Genomic DNA, 23,600 nt, shown 5'->3' with positions numbered 1-23,600 from the left:
TTAATTGCCGCGGCAAGAACCAGGCAGGTATTTCTGCGCAACGGTTGTACCATCACCGGCCAACCCGCAAATCCAACGAGACACGGTTCCCCCTGCTGCTGGCGCAGCACCTGCACCGTCAACAGGCTTCAAGGTAACGATCCCCCCCACAGTGCCATCTGCCTTATTTTTAATTCCTTGAGTGGTCACGGAAATCATACCAGTAGCATTGGTTGCGATTGACGCAACATATTGAGATGGCGACGTGGTAGTTTCGCAACCCCAGGTATTTGCAGCAGGCAGGGTGGTTGCAGATTGAACAACTTCAGTGACCGTTGTTCGGCAAGAAGATGCAGCCAAGATGGGTTCGGACATCTTGGCACGTACCGTGTAATCTTGATAAGCAGGCAGTGCCACCGCAGCCAAAATACCGATAATCGCCACAACGATCATCAGTTCGATCAGGGTGAAACCCTTTTGCATCGTACGCAACATGTTGAATCCTCTCTATGTAACCAGTGATTAGGTAGCCTTGTCGAACTGACTTGGCGTGTGTTGTAGACAGCAAGTGCTATGCCAACTTCTGAGCACCTGCTAGGCGCGGCTTACGCTGACAAAAATGCGGCGTTTTGTTAACTTATTGTTGAAGACGTTCATAAATGTCAGCCGCAGCCCTATTGTGCCAATTTTGTCACGCTAGCGGTAGCGCCGTGCAGCGGATCCGAGAAGAACCAACAAAAAATGGCACCCGCAGGTGCCATTGTCTAAGGTGAGCCAACCTAAACCGCTAGGCCCGTCTAAGCCCAAAACTCATAAGCCATCCCCGCCAGCTCAATCCTGTCACCCTTGTGCATCGACAACGCCACGCCATTCAGCGCCTGGCCGTTGAGCACCACATCAGCCGAACCATCGACCTTGGTAGCAACGTATCCCTTGCCGCGCTTGGTCAGTGCAGCGACGGCGATGCCGGGGCGGCCGACCGTGGTGACGACCTTGGACAAAATGATGTCTTCGCTCGCGCCGCTGACGGCGCGCAGGTAGGGGCTGGGGGTGTAGGGCTGCCCTTCGGCGGGGGGGAAGTCTGCGGGGACGGTGGGGCTGTCTTCGCCGTCATCGGCATGCGCGGGCTTGGCCGTCAGGCTGCCGGCTTCGCTGGCATGCAGGTAATGGCTCTCGGGCACCAAAGAGTTCATCAAAAAGCGGATGCGGCATTTGCCGACGTCCAGCAGGTCGCCGCTTTGCAGTACCTGGCGGCGCACTTTCAAGCCGTTGACCTTGGTGCCGTTGGTGCTGCCCAGGTCTTCGACGACGACGATGCCGATCTTCTTCTCATAGGTGAACGCCACATGCTCGCCGCTGACCGCCATGTCGGTCAGCACGATGTCATTGGTGGAACGGCGCCCCAGGGTGACCCTGGACTCGGTCAGCACGTAGTCCTGTATCACCACACCATCTAGCGAAACTATGAGTCTTGGCATATTGATAAACCTCAGCGCGATTATATGCAAATAAGCTATACAAATGACGTTGGCGATACGCTGTTGACAAAGGATCACGATGTGTTGCGGACTCCCGTGATTTAGCTAATGGTTAACCCTATAAATACCCTTGATCGATGCGCCCCCTGAAGCACATCGCCAAGCGCAGCAGCGGTTTATCTGATGCCTGCAATGGGTTCGCGGGCGTTGCGCTGCTCACGCCGTAGCTGCCGCAGGGGCGCACCGGGTGCGGTACACGTGGCCCGTGCAAAACCCAAGCCCTGAAAAGCAAAAAGCGCCCTAAGGCGCTTTAGCGAGAGAGGGACGCAGACCCGGTCAGTGTGCAGGCGCTGTATTGCGCTTTTGCAGCCACAGGCCCAAGCCCACCACCAGCGCGGCGCCAGCAGCGGCAGCCAGGTAGTGCAGTGCAGGATTCGCTTCGACAAAGCCGTGCAGCAGCTTGTCGTTCATGATGGTCTCGCCACCCACCCAGCCGATGAGGCCGGCACCCAGAATCACGATGACCGGGAAACGCTCCATCAGCTTGATCATCAACGTGGAGCCAAAGATCACCAGCGGGATCGAGATCGCCAGGCCCAGGATCAGCAGCAGCATATTGCCGCCAGCAGCAGCCGCCACGGCAATCACATTGTCCAGGCTCATCACCAGGTCGGCGATCAGGATGGTGCGAATGGCGGCCATCATCGTGCCGGTGCCCTTGCCCGCGCCCTCTTCTTCGTCGTGGCTGGTCAGCAGTTGCAGGCCAATCCACAGCAGCAGGCAGCCGCCAACGATCTGCAGGAAGGACAGCTCCAGCAGCTTGGCCGCCACCACGGTCAGCACGATGCGCAGCACCACGGCGGCACCGGAGCCGAACATGATGGCTTTTCTTTGTTGTTCAGGGGGCAGGGAGCGCGCTGCGAGCGCGATGACGACGGCGTTGTCGCCCGAGAGAATGATGTTGATCCAGATGATCTTGACCAGCCCGATCCAGAAGTCGGGATGATTGACGTAATCCATGTTGCGCTCCGTAGTTATGAATAAAGACGCCAGACCTGAACGATCTGGCGTCTTCTTTTTATGGAGTACGCAGTTTAGCGGGGCACGCAGCCCCTGGCATGCGTAATTTTGCTTACTTCAGCAGGCCTTGCAGCAGGCGGCCCATTTCGGATGGGTTGCGGGTGATGGTGAAACCGCACTCTTCCATGATGGCCAGCTTGGCGTCTGCCGTGTCGGCGCCGCCGGAGATCAGCGCGCCGGCGTGGCCCATGCGCTTGCCGGGAGGGGCAGTCACACCAGCGATGAAGCCCACCACAGGCTTCTTCATGTTGGCCTTGCACCAGAGAGCGGCTTCCGCTTCGTCTGGACCGCCGATTTCGCCGATCATGATCACCGCGTCGGTGTTCGGGTCGTCGTTGAACGCCTTCATCACGTCGATGTGCTTCAGACCGTTGATGGGGTCACCACCGATACCGACTGCCGACGACTGGCCAATGCCCAGCTCGGTCAGCTGCGCCACGGCTTCATAGGTCAAGGTGCCCGAACGGCTCACCACGCCGATGCGGCCTGGCTTGTGGATGTGACCGGGCATGATGCCGATCTTGATTTCACCGGGGGTGATCAGACCAGGGCAGTTAGGGCCCAGCAGCAAGGTCTTCTTGCCGCCAGCCGCTTCCTTGGCCTTCATCTTGTTGCGCACTTCCAGCATGTCGCGCACTGGGATGCCTTCGGTGATGCAGATGGCCAGGTCCAGATCAGCTTCCACCGCTTCCCAGATGGCAGCAGCAGCGCCTGCAGGTGGCACATAGATCACGGACACGGTAGCACCGGTGTCCTTGGCAGCATCCTTGACCGAACCGTAGATGGGGATGTCGAAAATCTTTTCGCCAGCCTTCTTGGGGTTCACGCCAGCGACGAAGCAGTTCTTGCCGTTCGCGTATTCCTGGCACTTTTCAGTGTGGAACTGGCCGGTCTTGCCGGTGATGCCTTGGGTAATGACTTTGGTGTCTTTATTGATATAGATAGACATGTGTGTTCTCCAGGGCTTACTTCACTGCGGCAACGATCTTGGTGGCGGCTTCGGCCATGGTGTCGGCCGAGATGATGGGCAGGCCCGATTCGGCCAGCATCTTCTTGCCCAGCTCTTCGTTGGTACCCTTCATGCGCACGACCAGTGGCACGCTCAGGTTCACCGCCTTGCAAGCGGTGATCACGCCGGTAGCGATGGTGTCGCACTTCATGATGCCGCCGAAGATGTTGACCAGAATGCCTTCGACCTTGGGGTTCTTGAGCATGATCTTGAAGGCTTCGGTGACCTTCTCGGGGGTGGCGCCGCCGCCCACGTCCAGGAAGTTGGCCGGCTCGCCGCCGAACAGCTTGATGGTGTCCATGGTGGCCATGGCCAGACCTGCACCGTTGACCAGGCAGCCGATGTTGCCGTCCAGCGAGATGTAGGCCAGATCGAACTTGGAGGCTTCGACTTCAGCGGGATCTTCTTCGTCCAGGTCGCGCAGGGCCACGATTTCGGGCAGCCGGAACAGGGCGTTGGCGTCGAAGTTGAACTTCGCGTCCAGGGCGACCACGTTGCCCTTGCTGTCACGGTTCAGCGGGTTGATCTCGACCAGCGAGGCATCCGTGTCCATGTAGCACTTGTAGAGCTTCTGGCAGATGTCGATGAACTGGGCGGTGGAGTCGGCAGGCATGCCGATGCCCTTGGCCAGTTCTTCGCCTTGCGCCTGGGTCAGGCCGACCAGGGGATCAACGAAGATGGTGATGATCTTCTCGGGAGTGGAGTGGGCCACTTCCTCGATGTCCATGCCGCCTTCGCTGGAAGCGATGAAGGCCACCTTCTGCGTGCCGCGATCGGTCACGCACGACAGGTAGTATTCCTTCTGGATGTCGGCGCCGTCTTCGATGTACAGGCGGCGGACCTTCTGGCCTTCGGGGCCGGTCTGGTGCGTGACCAGCTGCATGCCCAGGATCTGGCCAGCCAGTGCCTTGACGTCGTCAATGCTCTTGGCAACCTTCACGCCGCCGCCCTTGCCGCGACCACCAGCGTGGATCTGGGCCTTCACGACCCACACGGGGCCGCCGAGCTTCTGGGCGGCCTCGACGGCCTCTTGCACTGTGAACGCAGGGATACCGCGAGGTACAGGCACACCAAACTGACGCAAGATGTCCTTGCCTTGGTATTCATGAATCTTCATGATGTCTCTCTCAAACAAATAGGGGGGGATTGACCCGGTAGCCCTGGGGTGCTGCCTCAAGGCGGAGTGACCTGGCAATCGCCGAATGTACCATGCTGCACTGCGCCATCCGACACGCCCCCATGCGCAGAATCCACAATTTCCTGCGGGCCAAGCAGCATGTCAGGAACTGTGCAATGCATTGATATGTCAGGGAAAAGACGGTTTCCCGACATTTCTTTCAGGCGGCACAGCTCTTTTGTCTTATAGAGGATCTGCAGATGGCGTTGCCCGCTGTTTGTAACAGGCGCATGTCAGCGCGCCCTTGATCGCCACTGCCAACCGTTTTGCGACAACGGGCGCAGGGGGACCCGGTTTCGGTGAGAATCCGCAGCTGGAACGCGGCAATGGTGCCGCAGCGGCTCCAGGAGGGCCGCGCAGCAGGAGAAATACAGCGATGGCAAAAGTCTTTATCGATGGCGAAGCAGGCACGACAGGGCTGCAGATCCGTGAGCGTCTGGTCGATCTGTCCGGCGTGGAGCTGGTCAGCATTGCCCCCGAGCTGCGAAAGGATCCTGCCGCCAAGCGTGCGCTGATCGCCGGCGTGGACTTGGTCATCCTGTGCCTGCATGACGATGCCGCGCGCGAGACCGTGGCCATGGTCGATTCCATCGAGGCCGAGACCGGCCGCACCATCAAGATCATCGATGCATCCACGGCCCACCGTGTGGCGCCCGACTGGGTGTATGGCTTTCCGGAGCTGCGTGCCGGCCAGCTTGAGGCGGTCAAGACTGCCAAGCGCGTGTCCAACCCCGGCTGCTATGCGACGGGAGCCATCGCGCTGCTGCACCCGCTGGTTGCCGCGGGCCTCATCCCCGCCGACCACGGCCTGAGCCTGCCCTCGGTGTCCGGCTATTCGGGCGGCGGCCGCAGCATGATCGAAGCCTATGAGGCCGGCACGGCCGCGCCTTACGAGGCCTACGCGCTGGGCCTGACGCACAAGCACATTCCCGAGATCCTGCAATACACCGGCCTGACGCGCCGCCCGGTGTTCATTCCCGCCGTGGGCAATTTCCGCCAGGGCATGCTGGTGCAGTTGCCGCTGCATCTGGACCTGCTGCCGGGCGCGCCCAAGGCGGCCGACCTGCACGATGCGCTGGCCTCCCACTACGCGGCCACCAACACGCCGGAGCAATGGGTGTCGGTGCTGCCGCCGACCGAGGACATGAAGCTGGCCGCCGACACGCTGACGGACACCAACAAGCTGGAGCTGCGCGTGTTCGCCAATGAGCAGTACCGCCAGGCCGTGCTGATCGCCCGCCTGGACAACCTGGGCAAGGGCGCCAGCGGCGCCGCCGTGCAGAACCTGCAGATCATGCTGGGCCTGTGAGCCCGGCCACGCCACCGTCCGCGTCCCTGCCGGGCCGGCGCAGTCCGGTCTGGGGCCATGTCCTGGCCCTGGCCGTGCTGTGCCTGCTGGTCATTGTGTTTGCCTGGAAGATGCGGCCGGCATTGCCGTCTTCATCGCGCCTGCTGCTCAGTCCGCTGCTGGGCAATATGGAGGCCTGTCTGGTGCAGGACGGGCTGCGCGAGGATTTTCCCAAGGAATTTCAGCAGATACCCGCCAGTTGCCTGGGTCCGCAGGGCTCGGCCGCAGAAATGGTGAAAGCCACGCTGCAGCGCCTGGGCCGGCCCCAGGGTGAACTGGACCTGGGCTATACGCTCAGCGTGCCGCTGCTGCGCTATGTGCAGTGGAATGGCCAGGCCTGGGAAGTCCGGGGAGAGGCGCTGGACCGCGTGGTGCGCACGGTGGCGCAGGCGCACCGGCCCGTGGTGCTGTATTTGTTCGCCACGCATTTCGAGGTGCACTCCAAGGCCGAGGAGCGCCTGGCCGCCGATCCCGCCAATCTTGCGTGGACACCCAAGGGGCCGCTGCCGCTGGACAGCTATCTGGGCGCGCGCATCTTCCCGTGGTCGGTCGCGCGGCAGGACAACGAAGTCACGCGCGTGCGCAAACTGGTCGTCGATGCCCTGGCCGAGCGCATGTGCGCCGCAGGCGATGCCGCCATGCACCAGCTGCGCGCCCTCACCGTGCTTGGCGAGACGCACCAGCTGTTCCCGGGATTCGAGGCCGGCATGGGATTCGCGGCCGAGGGCTATGCGGTCACCGACTACAGCCCGGCCTCCGTGGCGGGCTTCCATGCATTCCTGCGCCAGCGCTATGGCGACATCGCACGGCTCAATGCCCATCTGAAGTCCGGCTTTGACAGCTTCGACGCGGTCGAGCCGCCGTCGCGCAATATCCGCAGCGAGCCGCTGCAGAACTTCTTCCAGCACATCGACAGCTATGCGGCCGGCACTATGCCGGTGTCCGGCTGGGTCCACTCGCCCGATGCGAAGCTGCAAAAGCAGCTGGCCGTAGCTGTCTTCGTGGACGGGCGCCCTTACTCGCACGCCCCCGTGCACATGCACCGCCAGGACGTGGCACAGGCCAAGCCCGGGTTCCTCACGCCCGATGTGGGCTGGCGTGCCGACATCCGCTATCCGGCGCTGGGCGAGGGCCTGCACCGCATCGACGTGGTGCTGCAGGCCGGTGGACGCAGCCTGGGCCTGCTGGCTACGCGCCAGATCGCCGTGATGGACCGCAACCAGGGCGAGCCCAGGCCCCATGCCGCCGAGGCCTTGCCCGACTTCGGCAAGCTGCCGGACGGCGTGGAATTCTGGGTGGACAGCCCGCAGGACCGGCTAGCGCTGTTCTACAACCCGCTGGTCACGGACTGGAACGATTTCCGCGAGCAGCAGGTGGCCGACTACATCCAGGGCTTTTCCGAGCACATCGGCCACGGCTGCCTGGGCCGGCTTCCTCGCTTTGCCCACCAGCTCAACCCCCATGCGAATCCGAGCTGGGATGCCAACCGCTACGCCGTGGAGCGCAGCCTGCAGCGCATGCCGGGGCTGTCCCTGGGTGTGAGCCTGTACGGCGAAGATACCTACGGCCCGCTGGTCGGCCAGATGCTGCGCCGCTATGGCCACACGGCCTATGGCGTGACGGAGTTCCATCCGCTGGTGGCCCTGTCGCCACAGCGGCTGGAGAAAGTGCTGACCATGCACCGCCGCCAGGGCGCGCGCTTCCTGTCCTTCTTCATGGAAGCCCGGCCCGAGGATGCGACGGGCACGCAGTCCAGCAACGAGTTCTCGTTCGATGCGGACAACACCGCGCATGGCTCGGATGCGCTGTACCACTCGCTGCGCCAGCTGCTGCAACCGCACTGATCTGCCGCGCGCAGCCATCGACGTGTCTTCCCTGCAGAACAACTCCCCCGTGGCCGCCGGCCGGGCCACTGCCATCGGACTGCTGGCCGTGGTGTGCTGGAGCTGCACCGTGGGCCTGATGCGCTCGGTGGCCGAGCCGCTGGGCGCTGTGGGCGGCGCAGCCATGCTCTACACGGTCAGCGCCCTGTGCGTGGCCGCCGTGCGCGGCTTGCCCAGGCCCTCGCAGTGGCGGGCCATGCATCCGGCCTACTTCTGGGGCTGCGGCCTGCTGTTTGCGGTCTACGAGATCTGCCTGTCGCTGGCGATTGGCCTGGCGCAGGACCGCGCCCAGGCACTGGAGCTGGGGCTGATCAATTACCTGTGGCCCAGCCTGACCATCGTTTTGGCCGTGCTGCTGCGCCAGCAGCATGCGCGCTGGTGGCTGTGGCCCGGCGTGCTGCTGTGCCTGTGGGGGCTGACGCGCGTGCTGGGCGGCGACTCGCTGCAACTGCGGGGCATGGTGGACCACATGCTGTCCAACCCGCTGGCGTATGGACTGGCTTTTGGCGCGGCCCTGCTGTGGCCCTGCTATTCGCTGGCTGCGCGGCGCTGGGGCGGTGGCCACAATGCCGTGGGCCTTTTCCTGATATGGACCGCGCTGGCGCTGTGGATCAAATGGCTGTGGCTGGGCGGTGAAGGCGGCATGCAATGGTCAGGCACCGTGGTGCTGCAATTGCTGGCCGTGGGCGGGCTCACCGCCCTGGGCTACAGCTGCTGGGAGCACGGCATACAGCACGGGCATCTGGCCGTGATGGCTGCAGCGTCGTACTTCACGCCCGTATTCTCTGCCTTGCTGGCCAGTGCCTGGCTGCAGGTGCAGCCGGGCTGGGGCTTCTGGCAGGGCGTGGTGCTGGTGACCGTGGGGTCGCTGGTGTGCTGGGGTGCGACCCGGCGCGCAGACTAGCCTTCGTCCTCTGCTCCTGCATCCCAGTCTTCGCTGCGGCCCCGCAGCACCTTGCTCGCAATTTCTCCACCAAAACCGCGGGCGGCCAGAAAGCGCATCTGCTTGAGTCGTTCCTGCGGTGTGGCCGGTGGTGCGCCGAAGCGCTGGCGCCATACGGCAAGGGCGCGCTGCAGTTCGGTGGCGCGCAGTTGCTCTGCGGCGGCGCGCACCAGTCCGTCGTCCAGCCCCTTGTTGCGCAACTCCTGCACCACGCGTGCCGTGCCAAAGCGCGCGGCCTTGCGGTGCAGCACGGACTCGGCCACGCGCTGGGCACTGATGAAGCCGCGCTGCTCCAGCGCGTCGAGCATGGCGCCCAGGTCTTCGCCTTCCTCCACATGGGGGGCGAGCTTGCGTTCCAGCTCCAGCCGTGAATGTTCGCGCTGGCCCAGCAGCTTGAGCGCCCGGCCCTTGAGCGACAGCTTGGCGAATCCCATGCGGCAATGTCTCCTGAATCGTCCCGAATAAAAAAGGCCCCCACGCTCCCCTTGCTGCGCAAGGTCCGCTGCCCCCCAAGGGGGCCGCTTTTTTGCCTTGGGGCGTCCCGGCGATAAAAAAGGCGCAGACGTGAGCCTGCGCCAAGATGGCAAACACAGTGTGTGCAGGCGCGGCAGCGCCTGCAGTGAGGGGTCAGGCCGCTCAGGCTTCGATCACGCCGTCCTTGTCGGCCTTGGCCTTGCCCGCCTTGGCGGCCTTGGCTTCGGGGGCATCGCCACCGGCCGTGGGCAGCAGGGCGATGCCCAGGCTGTCGCGCACCTTGTTCTCGATCTCCACGGCCAGGCCGCTGTTCTCGCGCAGGAATTCGCGGGCGTTGTCGCGGCCCTGGCCGATCTTCTCGCCGTTGTAGGCATACCAGGCGCCCGACTTGTCGAGGATCTTGGCGTTGACGCCCATGTCCAGGATTTCGCCTTCGCGCGAGATGCCTTCGCCGAAGAGGATGTCGAACTCGGCGGTCTTGAACGGAGGCGAGACCTTGTTCTTGACGACCTTGACCTTGGTCTCGTTGCCGATGGCCTCGTCGCCCTTCTTGATGGTGCCGGTGCGGCGGATGTCCAGGCGGACCGAGGCGTAGAACTTCAGCGCATTGCCGCCCGTGGTGGTTTCGGGGCTGCCGAACATCACGCCGATCTTCATGCGGATCTGGTTGATGAAGATGACCATGCAGTTGGTCTTCTTGATGGTGGCTGTCAGCTTGCGCAGCGCCTGGCTCATCAGGCGGGCCTGCAGGCCGGGCAGCTGGTCGCCCATCTCGCCTTCGATTTCGGCCCGGGGTGTGAGGGCGGCCACCGAGTCCACGACGATCATGTCCACGGCGCCCGAGCGCACCAGGCTGTCCACGATTTCCAGGGCCTGCTCGCCGGTATCGGGCTGGCTGATCAGCACTTCGTTGAGGTTCACGCCCAGCTTCTGGGCGTAGCTGGTGTCCAGTGCGTGTTCCGCGTCGATGAAGGCGCAGGTGCCGCCCTGCTTTTGCATTTCGGCGATGACCTGCAGCGTCAGCGTGGTCTTGCCCGAGGATTCAGGGCCGTAGATCTCGATCACGCGGCCACGGGGCAGGCCGCCCACGCCCAGGGCGATGTCCAGGCCCAGCGAGCCGGTGGAGACGACCTGGATGTCCTGGATGGCTTCGCCTTCACCCAGGCGCATGATCGTGCCCTTGCCGAACTGCTTTTCGATCTGGGCGAGTGCGGCCTGCAGGGCCTTGGCTTTTTCACTGTTGGCGGTGGTGACGGCGGTGTTCATGCGGACTCCTGGGTTGGCTGGGGTTTCAGCTCTGTATTTGCATTCAGGCTGGATGCTTGAACAGTAGTTTATGGGCTTGTTGGTTTGTTTTGTTGGTGTTTTTAGTCAGTTTTCCTGACTTGTTGGATTTGCCTCCACAATGCATCCATGAATGAGTTTTCCCCCGTCACGCCGCCCGCCGACGCCTGGCGCCAGACCCACCTGGGCCGCCTGCTCGGCCATGCCATGCGCCGGTTCGACGCGCGTGTGCTGCAGCTCATGGCGCGCGATGTGGAGGTGCCGCTGGCGCTGTCCAATCTTGCGGCGCGCGACAAGGTGGGTGCGGCCCACATCCACATCACGCGGCATCTGTCGCTGGCTGGCGACAGGCTCACCGACCTGGCCGAGCGCGCTGGCATGACCAAGCAGTCCATGGGCGACCTGGTGGCCCAGTGCGAGGCCTGGGGCCTGGTCACGCGCGAAAGCGACGAGCGCGATGCGCGCGCACGCCGCATCCGCTTCACGCCTGCGGGCCTGGCATGGCTGCAGGCCTTCCATGACGCCGTGTCCCAGGCCGAGGCCGAGTTCCGCGAGGAAGTCGGCGACGACATCGCCACCGTGGTGGCGCTGGGGCTGGAGGCCTATGCGGGCGGCGGCTCACTCGGGTAAGGTCCCTGCCCGTGGGGCGGGGCGCATCCTAGAATCCTAGGAATCAAAGGCGCGCATTTCCAACATCCAGAGCGCGTCTGTATTTCAGGAGACAACCCCATGCGCATTCTGATTGCCGAAGACGACCAGGTCCTGGCCGATGGTCTGCTGCGCAGCCTGCGCGGCTCGGGCGCCGTGGTCAGTCATGTGGCCAACGGCAGCGAGGCCGATACCGCGCTGATGACCAGCAGCGAGTTCGACCTGCTCATCCTGGACCTGGGCCTGCCCAAGATGCACGGGCTCGAAGTGCTCAAGAAGCTGCGCGGCCGGGGCGATGCGCTGCCGGTGCTGATCCTCACGGCGGCCGACAGCGTGGAAGAGCGCGTGCAGGGGCTGGACTACGGCGCCGACGACTACATGGCCAAGCCGTTTGCGCTGTCCGAGCTGGAGGCGCGTGTGCGCGCGCTCACGCGGCGCGGCATGGGTGGCGCCAGCAGCACCATCAAGCACGGCCCCCTGGTCTACGACCAGGCCGGCCGCGTGGCCACCATCGACGGCAAGATGGTCGAGCTGTCGGCGCGCGAACTGGGCCTGCTGGAAGTGCTGCTGCAGCGTGCGGGCCGGCTGGTCAGCAAGGACCAGTTGGTCGAGCGCCTGTGCGAATGGGGCGACGAGGTCAGCAACAACGCCATCGAGGTCTATATCCACCGCCTGCGCAAGAAGATAGAGCGCGGCCCCATCCGCATTGCCACCGTGCGCGGCCTGGGCTACTGCCTTGAGAAGATCGCTTCCTGAGGCCGCTGCCTTGGCTGTCAGGCCCGGGTTGGCTTGCCTGCGCATAGTGGCGGATGCCACGGGGCCGTGAACCCGTCGTGAGGGCTGCCCGCCGATGAAAATCTTCCAGCGTGAACAGCGCTCACTGTTCGGCGAGATCCTTGACTGGATGCTCACGCCGCTGCTGCTGCTGTGGCCCGTGAGCCTGGCGCTGACCTGGCTGGTGGCCCAGGGCCTGGCCAACAAGCCGTTCGATCGTGCGCTGGAGTACAACGCCCAGGCGCTGGCGCAGCTGGTGATGGTGCAGCAGGGCAAGGTGCTGTTCAACCTGCCGCAATCGGCCAGCGAGATCCTGCGCGCCGACGAGTCGGACACCGTGTATTTCCAGGTGCTGGGCGTCAAGGGCGAGTACCTGGCCGGCGAGCGCGATCTGCCGCTGCCGCCCGAGTCCGACGATCCGCCATCCGGCGATCTATCGCCCGGCGGTGCACCGACCGGCGGGGCCGTGCAGCTGCGCGATGCGGAGTTTCGCGGCATTGACCTGCGCGTGGCCCATGTCTGGGTGCGCATGCCCCTGCCCGACGAGCCCCAGGCCCTGGTCCAGGTGGCCGAGACGCGCGAAAAGCGCAGCGTGCTGGCCACGGAAATCATCAAGGGCGTGATGCTGCCCCAGTTCGTCATCCTGCCGCTGGCCGCCTTGCTGGTGTGGCTGGCGCTGGCGCGCGGCATCAAGCCGCTGCACCGGCTGGAGGAGCGCATCCGCGCGCGCCGGCCCGAGGACCTCTCGCCCATCAACCACAAGGACGTGCCGCTGGAAGTCGTGCCGCTGGTGGACTCGGTCAACGACCTGCTCGGTCGGCTCGGTGATTCGCTGGCCACGCAAAAGCGCTTTCTGGCCGACGCGGCCCACCAGCTCAAGACACCGCTGGCCGGGCTGCGCATGCAGGCCGAACTGGCCCAGCGCGAGGGCGTGAGCACGGAGGAGTTGCGGCAGTCCCTGGCACAGATCGCGCGCTCCAGCATCCGTGCCACGCACACGGTGAATCAGTTGCTGGCGCTGGCGCGCGCCGAGAGCGCCGGCGTGGGCCGCGGCCTGGCCATGCAGCCCTGCAACCTGGTGCGCATCGTCACCGACGTGGTGCGCGACTGCCTGCCGCGCGCCATGGACAAGCATGTGGACCTGGGATACGACGGCGCCGAGTCATCGGCCACGGGCGTCTGGCTGCAGGGCAACGCCACGCTGCTGACGGAGCTGGTGCGCAACCTCGTGGACAACGCCATCAACTACACGCCTTCCAGCAGCAGCCGGCCCGGCATGGTCACGGTGCGCGTGCTGGCCGATCCCTTCGGTCAGGTCCTGTTGCTGCAGGTGGAGGATTCTGGACCCGGCGTGCCCGAGGCCGAGCGTGAACTGGTATTCCAGCCGTTCTACCGCGTGCTGGGCTCGGAGGCCGATGGCTCGGGCCTGGGCCTGCCCATCGTGCTGGAGATCGCGCGCCAGCATGGCGCCCAGGTGGTGCTGGAAGATGCGCATCCTGGCCAGCAGCCGCCGGGTGCGCGTTTCAGCGTGCGCTTCACGGCGCTGCGCTCGCCGCCGTCGCCCAAGCCTGCGGCATAGGTGGCGGGGCATCCCCGGCTGCCGCAGATTCCCCGGGAGCCACAGGCGCCACCGCGATCCGTCCCGGCGTCTGCGCGGCATGGTCCACCAGCCAGTTGCGGAAGATGCCCAGGGTGCCGTGGTTGGCACGGTCGGCCGGGTAGCACAGCCAGTAGCCCAGGGCGCTCTGGTAGCCGTGCTGGGGCAGGGGCTCGTTCACCAGGCCGGCCGCGATCTCGTCGTGCACCAGGCAGCGCGGCACCAGGGCGATGCCCATGCCGGCCATCACGGCGCGGATGATGGTCTGGAACTGGTCGAACTGCGGGCCCGCAAGGGGGCTGATGCCGTTGACGCCATGGGCCTCGCTCCAGCGCGCCCAGGCATCGGGAATGGTCACATGGCGCAGCCGGGTGCAGCGCGCCACGTCCTGGGGGGTGGTGATGCGTGCCTCGGGGCCCGCGCCGCGCGGCGGTGCGATCAACGCCACCTGGCGGCCCACCAGATAGTGGGCATGCGCGCCATTCCAGTGCCCGTCGCCAAACAAAATTGCGCAGTCCAGCCCCGGACTGTCAAATTGGTAGCTGTGTACGTAGGGTACAAAGTGCAGCGTGATCTGTGGATAGCGCTGCTGAAACTGGGGCAGCCTGGGGATCAGCCACTTGGCCGCAAAAGTCGGCAGCGATGACAGGTGCAGCGCGCCTCGGCTGTCATCGCTGGTGATGAGTTCGAGGGTGGCTGCCTCCAGCTGGCCCAGCAGGGCGCGCACTGCGCGCTCATAGCGCTCGCCCGCGGGTGTCAGCCTCAAGCGCTTGCGCTCGCGTTCGAACAGCGGCACGCCCACCCATTTCTCCAGCTCCTGGATCTGCTTGCTGACTGCGCTTTGCGTCAGGTGCAAGGCTTCGGCCGCGCGCGAGACGCCCCCGAAGCGCACCACGGTGGAGAAAGCGCGCAGCAGATGCGTGGGCGGGTTGAGGCGGCGCAAACTCATGACAGGGATATGATGAAAGTATTCCTGTTTGGAATATTAACAGGCACAGTATTTGCTTTTTTTGTGAGCAGATTTCTTTTAATCTGAACTTGTTTGTAAGAAAGATCCTATGCAACGACGTCATTTCCTTGCTTCCATCGCCGCTTCTTCTGTCGTTCCTGGAATGTCCTTCGCCCAGGACACCTCCCGTCCCCTGCGCATCGTCGTTCCGTTCCCTGCTGGTGGCTCCACCGACATGGTCCCGCGCAACATGCAGGACGTGCTGCCCAAGCTGCTGGGCGGCCAGGCCGTGGTGATCGAGAACAAGGCCGGCGCTGGCGGCTCCATCGGCATGGCCGAAGTGGCGCGTGCCACCGACGGCGTGACCTTCGGCATCGCCACGCTGTCCACGCACGGCGTGAACCCCGCCGTGTTCAAGAAGCTGCCCTACGACGCCATCAACGACTTCGTCGGCGTGACCGAGATCGTCAAGGCCCCCGGCGTGATCGTGATCAACCCCAAGCTGGTGCCCGCCAACAACTTCGCCGAGTTCGTGAAGTACCTGAAGGCCAACCCCGGCAAGGTCAGCTTCGCAACCCCCGGCAACGGCACCATCGGCCACATGTGGGGCGCCCAGTTCATGAAGAGCACTGGCACCGAGATGCAGCACATTCCCTACCGCGGTGCAGGCCCGGCCATCAACGACGTGCTCGGTGGTCAGGTGCCCGTGTACTTCGACCAGGTGGCTTCCTCGCTGCCCCACATCAAGGGCGGCAAGGTCAAGGCCCTGGCCGTGTCCTGGCATGAGCGCCTGGACGTGCTGCCCGACGTGCAGACCTACGCCGAAGCCGGCCATGCCGACCTGAACGATCCCTCCTGGTTCGGCCTGGTGGCCCCCAAGAGCACGCCGCCCGAGCAGATCGCCCGCGTGCAAAAGGCCATCGCGGCCGCGCTCAAGGACCCGGCCGTGCAAAAGCGCATGGCGGCCCAGGGTCTGTACATCTCCGGCACCAGCAGCGACGCTTTCACCAAGCAGATCGCCAGCGAAGTCGCCAAGATGAAGAAGATTGCCGCCACGGCCCAGATCCAGCTGGATTAAAGCCTCCCCCTGAGGCGCTTCGCGCCTTCCCCCTCTCTCGCTTCGCGGGAGGGGGACGACGCCCTCGCTGCGGGGCGGCCCTTGCTCGGCGTCCCTGGCCTGGGACGCGCCAGTTTCATGGCGGGCTGGCCGCAGCGCAGCGGTGCAATGCGTAACCGAGATAGACCACTTCCTCATGCATCCCGTCCTGCGACTGATCAGTCAGAACTTCCTGCAATCCCTGCCCGGCGTGGCAGGCTCCGGCGCGGCCGATGCCGCGCCGCCCATGGTCACCAGCGTTGCCGGCGCCAGTGCCGTGGTGCTGGACTCGCCGCACAGCGGCACGGTCTACCCGGCGGACTTCGGCTCCTGCCTGCCGCTGGCCACGCTGCGCCAGGCCGAGGACACGCATGTGGAGAAGATCTACGCCTTTGCACCGGGCCTGGGCGTGAGCTGGGTGGAGGCGCATTTCCCGCGCATCTACCTGGATGCCAACCGCGACACCACCGAGATTGACACCACCATGATCGAGGGCGAGTGGCCGCTGCCCGTCACCACCGACCAGGTCGTGCTGCAGAAGGTGCGCCTGGGCAAGGGCCTGATCTGGAAGTTCACCGATGAGGGCGTGCCCATCTATGACCGCCAGCTGCCCGCCGCTGAACTGCTGCAGCGCATCGAGCGCTGCTGGAAGCCCTACCACGCCGCCGTGGAGCGCGCCATCGACGGCGCCCATGCGCGCCATGGCTACAGCATCCATATCAACTGCCACTCCATGCCTTCCGTCGCAGCCAGCCACGCCACGCTGCACCCGGGCCTGGTCCATGCCGACTTCGTCATCGGCGACCGCGACGGCAGCACGGCCAGCCCGGCGCTGTCCGAGCGCATCTGCGCCTTCCTGCGCGAGCGCGGCTACAGCGTGGACTACAACCATCCCTACAAGGGAGTGGAGCTGGTGCGCCGCTACGGCAAGCCCGCCGAGCACCGCCACAGCATCCAGATCGAGATCAACCGCAAGCTCTACATGAACGAGCAGACCCTGGATCTCGACCAGGCCGGCTACCTGCGCCTGACCACCGACCTGAAGGTGCTGGTGGAGCAGCTGATGGCCACCGATCCGCGTACGCTCTGAAGCCCCTGCGAGTGAAATGCAAAAGGCCCGCGATCACAGGATCGCGGGCCTTTTTTCATCGTGCCCTCGCGGGGCTCAGCAGGGCCTGAACGGCTTGCCCTCGAAGGCCTTGCCGCCCATGGACTCGACCTGGCTGCGCAGCGCGGGCGTGGCCTGGGGCAGGCGCAGCGTGTAGAGGGTGATGTCGGGGCGCTCCTGCACCACGCGGGCCGTGCGCACGCCCTGGCGCGCAACGTTGGTCAGCTCGCGCGTGGCCGCTTCCTCGGAGGAGAAGCGACCCAGCGACAGGCCGGGCTCCAGTGCGCCGCCTGCGCGGTCGAAGTCGATCTTGCGTGCACGCAGTTCCGCGCGCTTGCGCTCCAGGAACTCGGTATCGGGGAATTTGCCCATGTAGACCATCCAGCGGCCCGGCTGGTGCGTGCTGCTCAGGTCCCACTGGTCGCTGGCGACCTGGGCGATGAGGCCGCGGCGCAGCGCCTCGGCATGGCGGTCTTCGATGCCCGTGGCCACCAGGCAGCTGGTGGGCTGGCCCGCGGCTTTCTCGGGGCGAGCCGGTGCGGCGGGTTCCTCGCCACCTGCAGGAGCCGCAGGTGCTGCGGGTACCGCAGGGGATGCAGGCGCCGTGCCCGGGGTGGCCGAGGAGGGGGCCGGCGCGTTGTCCACACTCAGCAGGCTCAGCGCCTCCGGGCGCACCTGCTGGCCCAGGCGCTCGGGCTCGGTCTGGGATGGCGGTGCCAGGCCCAGGGCCTGGAGCTGGCCGTGGTTCCAGAGGTAGTAGCCGGCATTGGCCAGCACCAGCAGCAGGAAGGCGATTCGCAGCATGTCGTTTCTTGGGCCCTAGTGATGAGTCACCCGCCCTAGCCTACAGCAGCCGGGCGCACGCTGATTTCCGAGCTGGTGATGGCCTGCAGGCCGCGCGCCGTGCGCACCAGCAGCGCGCCATCGGGGCCCACGCCCTCGGCCGTGCCGCTTTCGCCATCGCTGAGATTGACGGCGCGGCCACGCAGCAGGTCGCGCTGGGCAAAGCGCTCCACCAGCGGCGCAAAGCCCTGGGCGGCAAAGGTCTGTATGTCGGAGACCAGGCCCGGCAGCACGCAGGCCAGGGCGGTGGGCGCGTCCAGGCGTTCGTCCAGTTCCAGCAGGCTGGCCGGGGGCGTGCGCATGCCGTCGCCGGGGCGCGGGCGCACGTTCAGGCCGATGCCCACGACCACGTAGCGCGGCGTGCCGGGCTCATGTGCGGCGCTGCCGACAAAGCTGGCCGTCTCGATCAGGATGCCGCCGAGCTTGCGGTCGCCGTCGATCCACAGGTCGTTGGGCCATTTGAGGCCGATGCGCGGGCGCTGCGAGCCCGGGGCGGGCAATTGCGGCTGCAGGCTTTGCGCCACGCTCAGGCCCACGGCCAGCGACAGGCCGGACCAGTCGGCAGGCGCCAGCGGCATGCCCAGCGAGAAGGTCAGCGAATCGCCCACGCCGCTGGTCCACTGGCGGCCCAGCCGGCCCCGGCCGGCGGTCTGCACTTCGGTCACCAGCAGCACGGGTTCGTTGCGGCCATCGCGGGCGCGCGCCATCAGCTCGGTATTGGTCGAGCCGATGCTGGGCACGATTTCCACGGAAAAGCCCGGCAGTTGCGGCTCGATGGCCTGCCACAGCGATTCCGCAGGCCAGTGAATGGGGGACGATGCCATCATGCGCCGGCCTTTGTGGAGGATTTGCGGGATTTTTTCCTTGGTTTTTGGGGGGCCTTTTCCAAGGGCTTTTCCAAAGGCTTTTCCGCTTTGACCTGCTGCTTTTTGGCCCGCTTTGTCTTTTCAGATTGTTCCGATGCCGGCTTTGCGCTGGCCGGCAATGCATCGCCGGGCATGGGCGGGCGCCAGCCGCGCTTGGGCGCCAGCAGCGTGCCGCGGCAGGTGGCCGCGCCGCACCAGCATGGATACTCGGCCTTCAGCTTCTTGGTGTAGGGTTCGTCGATGATCAGGCCGTAGTCGTAGCTCAGCTCCTCGCCGGCGGCGATGTTGCGCAGCGCGACGATGAAAATCCGGCCATCGCGCTCATCGGTGTAGCAATTGGGAGCGCAGCTGTGGTTGATCCAGCGCGAGGAGTTGCCGCCATAGTTGGCGTCGATCACGCGGTCTTCGTCCACGTGGAAGTAGAAGGTATGGTTGGGCTGGCTGGGGTCGTGCGGATGCCGGTCCTGGGCTTCCTGCCAGCTGACGATTTCCCCTACGTACTCGACAAGGACCTCGCCTTCGGCAAGATCCTGCGCGGCGAAGACGCCCTTGCCATGGACACCCGAGCGGCGGGTCTGGATACGGCGGCCGCCGGAAGGGGCCAAAGCTGTGCGGGGCATGTTTTCTCTGATAACTTGAATAGGCACACATGCGCGTGCGCGTACACGTACGTACACGCGTGAGCCATGGATTGTAGAAGCGCAGGCTGCGACATGCAGGTCCTGCGGGGAATGACGAGTACACACAATGACAAAGACCCTGGTGATTGCTGAGAAGCCTTCGGTCGCGCAGGACATCGTCCGCGCGTTGACTCCGGTGGCGGGCAAATTCGACAAGCACGATGAATATTTCGAGAGCGAGCACTACGTCGTGACCAGCGCCGTGGGCCACCTGGTGGAAATCCAGGCGCCCGAGGAATTCGACGTCAAGCGCGGCAAATGGAGTTTTGCCAACCTGCCGGTGATTCCGCCGTATTTCGACCTCAAGCCCGTGGACAAGACCAAGAGCCGGCTCAATGCCGTGGTCAAGCTGGCCAAGCGCAAGGATGTCACCGAACTCATCAACGCCTGCGACGCGGGCCGCGAGGGTGAGCTGATCTTCCGCCTGATCGAGCAGTACGCCGCAGGCGCCAAGCCCGACGGCAAGGGCCTGGGCAAGCCGGTCAAGCGGCTGTGGCTGCAATCCATGACGCCGCAGGCCATCCGCGACGGCTTCCAGAACCTGCGCAGTGACGCGCAGATGCTGGGCCTGGCCAGCGCCGCGCGCAGCCGCTCCGAGGCCGACTGGCTGGTGGGCATCAACGGCACGCGCGCCATGACGGCTTTCAATTCGCGCGATGGCGGCTTCTTCCTGACCACCGTGGGCCGCGTGCAGACGCCCACGCTGTCCCTGGTGGTGGAGCGCGAGGAAAAGATCCGCAAGTTCGTGAGCCGCGACTACTGGGAAGTGCATGCCGCCTTCGATGCGCAGGCCGGCCAGTACCTGGGCAAGTGGTTCGATCCCCAATGGAAGAAGAGCGAGGATGCGGAAGCCCGCGCCGACCGCATCTGGAATCAGCGCGACGCCCAGGCCATTGCCGACGCCGTGCGCGGCAAGCCGGCCCAGGTCACCGAGGAGTCCAAGCCCACGTCCCAGGCCAGCCCGCTGCTGTTCGACCTGACCAGCCTGCAGCGCGAGGCCAACGGCAAGTTCGGCTTCTCGGCCAAGACCACGCTGTCGCTGGCGCAAAGCCTGTACGAGCGCCACAAGGCCCTGACCTACCCGCGTACCGACTCGCGTGCCCTGCCCGAGGACTACGTGCCCGTGGCGCACCAGACCTTCGCCATGCTGGCCGGCAGCGGCATGCGCCACCTGGCGCCCTTTGCCCAGCAGGCGCTGGACGAGAACTACGTGCGCCCGACCAAGCGCATCTTCGACAACAGCAAGGTGTCGGATCACTTTGCCATCATCCCGACCACGCAGGCGCCCAGCGGCCTGTCCGAGGCCGAGCAAAAGCTCTATGACCTCGTCGTGCGCCGCTTCATGGCCGTGTTCTTCCCCAGTGCTGAGCACCAGGTGACCACGCGCATCAGCAAGGTCGAGCAGCACAGCTTCAAGACCGAAGGCAAGATCCTGGTCAAGCCCGGTTGGCTGGCCATCTACGGCAAGGAGGCCGCCAACGAGGTCGAAGGCGGCAAGGACGGCGACAAGGGCCAGCCCCTGGTCGCGGTGCAGCCCGGCGAGCAGCCGCGCGCCGGCCAGGTCGATCCCAAGGGCCTCAAGACCAAGCCGCCCGCGCGCTACTCCGAAGCCACGCTGCTGGGCGCCATGGAAAGCGCCGGCAAGCAGGTCGAGGACGACGAGCTGCGCGAGGCCATGCAGGAAAAGGGCCTGGGCACGCCTGCCACGCGTGCGGCCATCATCGAAGGCCTGCTGACCGAAAAGTACATGCTGCGCGAAGGCCGCGAGCTGATTCCCACGGCCAAGGCCTTCCAGCTCATGACCCTGCTGCGCGGCCTGGGTGTGGAAGAACTCTCGCGCGCCGACCTCACCGGCGAATGGGAGTACAAGCTGGCGCAGATGGAAAAGGGCCAGCTCTCGCGCGATGCCTTCATGCAGCAGATCCAGTCCATGACGGAAAAGCTGGTCAAGAAGGCCAAGGAATACGACCGGGACACCGTGCCCGGCGACTACGCCACCCTGTCCACGCCTTGCCCCAACTGCGGCGGCGTGGTCAAGGAGAACTATCGCCGCTACGGCTGCACGGGCAGCGACGGACAGGGCGCGGGCTGCGGCTTCTCGTTCACCAAGTCGCCTGCAGGCCGCACCTTCGAGACGGCCGAGGCCGAGCAACTGCTGCGCGACCGCCGCCTGGGTCCGCTGGACGGCTTTCGCTCCAAGGCAGGCTGGCCCTTCGTGGCCGAGGTCACCATCGTGCACGATGAGGAAGGCGGCAACTACAAGCTCGAGTTCGACTTTGGCGACGACGCCGCCTCCGAAGACACGGGCGAGCTGGTGGACTTTGCCAGCCAGCAATCGCTGGGCCCCTGCCCCAAGTGCGGTGCGCCGGTCTTCGAACACGGCAGCAACTACGTCTGCGCCAAGGCCGTGCCCACGCTGGCCCAGGCCACGCCCAGCTGCGACTTCAAGAGCGGCCAGATCATCCTGCAGCAGCCCATAGAGCGCGAGCAGATGCAAAAGCTGCTGCAGACCGGCAAGACCGACCTGCTGGACAAGTTCGTCTCCAACCGCACGCGCCGCAGCTTCAAGGCCTTCCTGGTCTGGGATGGCGCGGCCGGCAAGGTCAACTTCGAGTTCGAGCAGCGCGACAGCAAATACCCGCCGCGCAAGACGGCGGCCGCCAAGAGCGCGCCGGCCAAGAAGGCGCCTGCCAAGAAAGCCGCGGCCAAGACCACGGCAAAGACGGCCTCCAAGACCGCCACCAAGACCGCGCGCAAGCCGGCCGCCGGCACGCTGCAGCCCAGCGCGGCCCTGGCCGCCGTCATCGGCGAAGGCACGGTGGCGCGTACCGAAGTGGTCAAGAAGCTGTGGGAATACGTCAAGGCCCAGAACCTGCAGGACCCCAAGGACAAGCGCGTCATCCGCGCCGACGACAAGCTGCGCCCCGTCTTCGGCAAGGACAGCGTGAACATGTTCGAGCTGGCCGGCATCGTGGGCAAGCATCTGGCGTAAGGCGCCTGCCTGACGATCCTGCGACCCGCTTCTGCACCTTGCCGGAGCGGGTCGCCGGCCTGACACGGGGACAACACATGCTTGGGCTAATCTAGCGGGCATGGATACCGAAATGCTCACCCCGGCAGCGGCTGCCGCCGCTGCTTCCTCCCCGGCGCCCTCGCGCTCCATCCGCCTGGACGGCGCCTCCAACTTCCGAGACCTCGGTGGCTACGCGGGCCTGGATGGCCGGCGCGTGCGCTGGCGCACGCTGTTCCGTGCCGACCACCTGGCCGGCCTCAGCGCAGCGGACCTGGACGTGCTGCATGGCCTGAAGCTCGCGCGCAGCGCGGACTTCCGGGGCAAGATGGAAAGCGCCCACCTGGCCTACGAATGGCCGGGCATTGCCCGCCATGCGCTCATCGTCGAGCCCACCGTGGTTCAGCGCGCCAGCGCCCTGATCGCCGCAGGCAACGACCTCACGGCCGCCCATGCCGAGGAGCTGATGCAGGACACCTACCGCAGCTTCGTGCACGACTACGCGCCACGCTTTGCACAGCTGTTCCAACTGCTGCTGGACAGCCAGGACCCGCTGGTCTTCCACTGCACGGCCGGCAAGGACCGCACGGGCTGGGCCGCCGCCCTGCTGCTCACCGCGCTGGGCGTGGACGAGGACACCGTGATGCAGGACTACCTGCTGACCAACCAGCTCTACCAGCGCCCCGCCGCCACCTTCGCTCCCATGCCGGCCGAGGTGATGGATGTGCTGTGGCGCGTGCAGGCGTCCTACCTGGCGGCGGCCACCGACATGGTGCGGGCCGACTTCGGAGGGATGGAGGGGTATCTGCGGGATGCGCTGGGCATCGACAGCGCTGCACGCGAGCGGCTGGCTGCGCTTTACCTGGAAGGGTGATTACCTTCGCTCACGGGGCGGCGGGTTGGCGCGGCTAACATGGGCTGTGCCGGTCGGTTGCGCCGGAGATGAAGGAGATTGCGATGAAGTACGGCATGCGTGGGCTGGCCGCGATGGTGCTGGTGGCCTTGAGTGTGGGGCTGGCTGGCTGTGCGGGCGGGGTGGCTGGGGATGTTTCGGGGAGCCAGGCGTCCAGTGGCAGTGGGGTGACGGTGTTTGGGACTGTGGATGCCAATGTGAGTCATACGCGGACTTCGCGGTGACTTGTTTTCTTGCCTGATCTGGGCTGATCTTCTGGACTGATTTTTGCTGCTTGCCTTTGCGGCGGGCAGGAGCCGGGTTTCGGCCCGGCGGCCGACCTCCTTTCTTGCCGCGCAGCAAGAAACGAGGCAAAGAAGTGCGCCCCGCTGCCCACGACCCTTCGCTTCGCTACGGGCGACCTGCGTTGGGCGGGAAGCGGGGTGCGCCGTGAAACTCGTTGCGCGCTGCGCGCTTCACTC

21 protein-coding genes are annotated in these 23,600 nt (G+C 65.3%); 10 read left to right on the top strand and 11 right to left on the bottom strand.

Annotated features, from left to right (window positions below; all coding sequences use genetic code 11):
• From ACHWUQ_RS03625 to sucC, 5 genes are all read right to left on the bottom strand, one after another.
• The gene (locus tag ACHWUQ_RS03625) at positions 1-474 is read right to left on the bottom strand and encodes a pilin (RefSeq protein ID WP_312835163.1); all 474 of its coding nucleotides are present in this window, start codon (positions 472-474) and stop codon (positions 1-3) included.
• A gap of 302 nt (positions 475-776) precedes the next feature.
• The gene (locus ACHWUQ_RS03620) at positions 777-1,424 is read right to left on the bottom strand and encodes an FHA domain-containing protein (RefSeq protein ID WP_394680372.1); all 648 of its coding nucleotides are present in this window, start codon (positions 1,422-1,424) and stop codon (positions 777-779) included.
• Between the two features lie 369 nt (positions 1,425-1,793).
• Entirely contained in the window at positions 1,794-2,477 is a 684-nt protein-coding gene (locus tag ACHWUQ_RS03615; protein ID WP_239809830.1) for a TerC family protein, read from the bottom strand.
• A 112-nt stretch (positions 2,478-2,589) separates the two neighbouring features.
• Positions 2,590-3,486: a succinate--CoA ligase subunit alpha gene (sucD, locus tag ACHWUQ_RS03610; RefSeq protein ID WP_021026616.1), complete on the bottom strand. Its 897-nt coding sequence runs from the start codon at positions 3,484-3,486 to the stop codon at positions 2,590-2,592.
• A gap of 16 nt (positions 3,487-3,502) precedes the next feature.
• The gene (gene sucC / locus ACHWUQ_RS03605) at positions 3,503-4,663 is read right to left on the bottom strand and encodes an ADP-forming succinate--CoA ligase subunit beta (protein WP_394680371.1); all 1,161 of its coding nucleotides are present in this window, start codon (positions 4,661-4,663) and stop codon (positions 3,503-3,505) included.
• 436 nt (positions 4,664-5,099) lie between these two features.
• Here sucC and argC point away from each other — a divergent pair, with 436 nt between their 5' ends.
• The 3 genes from argC to yddG are packed head-to-tail and all read left to right on the top strand — an operon-like array spanning position 5,100 to position 8,858.
• A complete protein-coding gene (gene argC, locus ACHWUQ_RS03600; protein WP_034389794.1) occupies positions 5,100-6,032 on the top strand; it encodes an N-acetyl-gamma-glutamyl-phosphate reductase in 933 nt (310 codons plus the stop codon).
• Positions 6,029-7,915 (top strand): hypothetical protein, encoded by a 1,887-nt coding sequence (locus tag ACHWUQ_RS03595; RefSeq protein ID WP_394680370.1) that lies wholly within the window; start codon positions 6,029-6,031, stop codon positions 7,913-7,915. Before argC ends, ACHWUQ_RS03595 begins: the two co-directional genes overlap by 4 nt.
• A gap of 22 nt (positions 7,916-7,937) precedes the next feature.
• On the top strand, positions 7,938-8,858 hold the full coding sequence (gene yddG, locus ACHWUQ_RS03590) for an aromatic amino acid DMT transporter YddG (RefSeq protein ID WP_394680369.1): 921 nt from the start codon (positions 7,938-7,940) through the stop codon (positions 8,856-8,858).
• On the opposite strand, the gene recX is transcribed toward yddG, so the two are convergent.
• Together recX and recA are read right to left on the bottom strand one after the other, a co-directional pair.
• Positions 8,855-9,331, bottom strand: coding sequence for a recombination regulator RecX (recX, locus tag ACHWUQ_RS03585; protein WP_063327512.1), 477 nt, complete (start codon positions 9,329-9,331; stop codon positions 8,855-8,857). The genes yddG and recX overlap by 4 nt on opposite strands.
• Positions 9,332-9,533: 202 nt before the next feature.
• Positions 9,534-10,637: a recombinase RecA gene (recA, locus tag ACHWUQ_RS03580; protein ID WP_012202806.1), complete on the bottom strand. Its 1,104-nt coding sequence runs from the start codon at positions 10,635-10,637 to the stop codon at positions 9,534-9,536.
• A 147-nt stretch (positions 10,638-10,784) separates the two neighbouring features.
• On the opposite strand from recA, the gene ACHWUQ_RS03575 reads away from it, so the two are divergent.
• From ACHWUQ_RS03575 to ACHWUQ_RS03565, 3 genes are all read left to right on the top strand, one after another.
• Positions 10,785-11,285, top strand: coding sequence for a MarR family winged helix-turn-helix transcriptional regulator (locus tag ACHWUQ_RS03575; protein ID WP_394680368.1), 501 nt, complete (start codon positions 10,785-10,787; stop codon positions 11,283-11,285).
• 99 nt (positions 11,286-11,384) lie between these two features.
• Positions 11,385-12,059 carry a response regulator transcription factor gene (locus ACHWUQ_RS03570; protein WP_012202808.1) on the top strand — a complete coding sequence of 225 codons (675 nt, stop codon included), beginning with the start codon at positions 11,385-11,387 and terminating at the stop codon, positions 12,057-12,059.
• A gap of 94 nt (positions 12,060-12,153) precedes the next feature.
• Positions 12,154-13,656 carry a sensor histidine kinase gene (locus tag ACHWUQ_RS03565; protein WP_065347270.1) on the top strand — a complete coding sequence of 501 codons (1,503 nt, stop codon included), beginning with the start codon at positions 12,154-12,156 and terminating at the stop codon, positions 13,654-13,656.
• Here the strand turns inward: ACHWUQ_RS03565 and ACHWUQ_RS03560 are convergent.
• Complete coding sequence (locus ACHWUQ_RS03560; protein WP_199138212.1) at positions 13,613-14,623, bottom strand: LysR substrate-binding domain-containing protein; 1,011 nt, start codon at positions 14,621-14,623, stop codon at positions 13,613-13,615. The genes ACHWUQ_RS03565 and ACHWUQ_RS03560 overlap by 44 nt on opposite strands.
• A gap of 109 nt (positions 14,624-14,732) precedes the next feature.
• Here ACHWUQ_RS03560 and ACHWUQ_RS03555 point away from each other — a divergent pair, with 109 nt between their 5' ends.
• The gene (locus tag ACHWUQ_RS03555; RefSeq protein WP_012202811.1) at positions 14,733-15,701 is read left to right on the top strand and encodes a tripartite tricarboxylate transporter substrate binding protein; all 969 of its coding nucleotides are present in this window, start codon (positions 14,733-14,735) and stop codon (positions 15,699-15,701) included.
• A gap of 175 nt (positions 15,702-15,876) precedes the next feature.
• Positions 15,877-16,809, top strand: a complete 933-nt coding sequence (locus tag ACHWUQ_RS03550) for an N-formylglutamate amidohydrolase (protein WP_394680367.1) — start codon at positions 15,877-15,879, stop codon at positions 16,807-16,809.
• Between the two features lie 75 nt (positions 16,810-16,884).
• Here ACHWUQ_RS03550 and ACHWUQ_RS03545 read toward each other — a convergent pair whose 3' ends face one another.
• From ACHWUQ_RS03545 to ACHWUQ_RS03535, 3 genes are read right to left on the bottom strand one after another with little or no spacing between them, the layout of a single operon-like run.
• Positions 16,885-17,631, bottom strand: coding sequence for an SPOR domain-containing protein (locus ACHWUQ_RS03545; RefSeq protein ID WP_394680366.1), 747 nt, complete (start codon positions 17,629-17,631; stop codon positions 16,885-16,887).
• Positions 17,632-17,666: 35 nt separating this feature from the next.
• Complete coding sequence (locus ACHWUQ_RS03540; protein WP_012202814.1) at positions 17,667-18,497, bottom strand: biotin--[acetyl-CoA-carboxylase] ligase; 831 nt, start codon at positions 18,495-18,497, stop codon at positions 17,667-17,669.
• On the bottom strand, positions 18,494-19,156 hold the full coding sequence (locus ACHWUQ_RS03535; protein WP_239974712.1) for an SET domain-containing protein: 663 nt from the start codon (positions 19,154-19,156) through the stop codon (positions 18,494-18,496). Before ACHWUQ_RS03535 ends, ACHWUQ_RS03540 begins: the two co-directional genes overlap by 4 nt.
• A gap of 127 nt (positions 19,157-19,283) precedes the next feature.
• On the opposite strand from ACHWUQ_RS03535, the gene ACHWUQ_RS03530 reads away from it, so the two are divergent.
• Both ACHWUQ_RS03530 and ACHWUQ_RS03525 read left to right on the top strand, forming a co-directional pair.
• A complete protein-coding gene (locus tag ACHWUQ_RS03530) occupies positions 19,284-22,208 on the top strand; it encodes a DNA topoisomerase III (protein WP_180318303.1) in 2,925 nt (974 codons plus the stop codon).
• A 112-nt stretch (positions 22,209-22,320) separates the two neighbouring features.
• Positions 22,321-23,100: a tyrosine-protein phosphatase gene (locus ACHWUQ_RS03525; protein WP_394680404.1), complete on the top strand. Its 780-nt coding sequence runs from the start codon at positions 22,321-22,323 to the stop codon at positions 23,098-23,100.
• Positions 23,101-23,600: the final 500 nt, after the last annotated feature.

This window comes from uncultured Comamonas sp. (assembly GCF_964277875.1).
In the GTDB taxonomy this organism is placed as follows: Bacteria; Pseudomonadota; Gammaproteobacteria; order Burkholderiales; family Burkholderiaceae_C; genus Comamonas; species Comamonas sediminis.
Note: the sequence above shows the minus strand (reverse complement) of the source record. Positions and strands in the feature narration are given on the sequence as shown.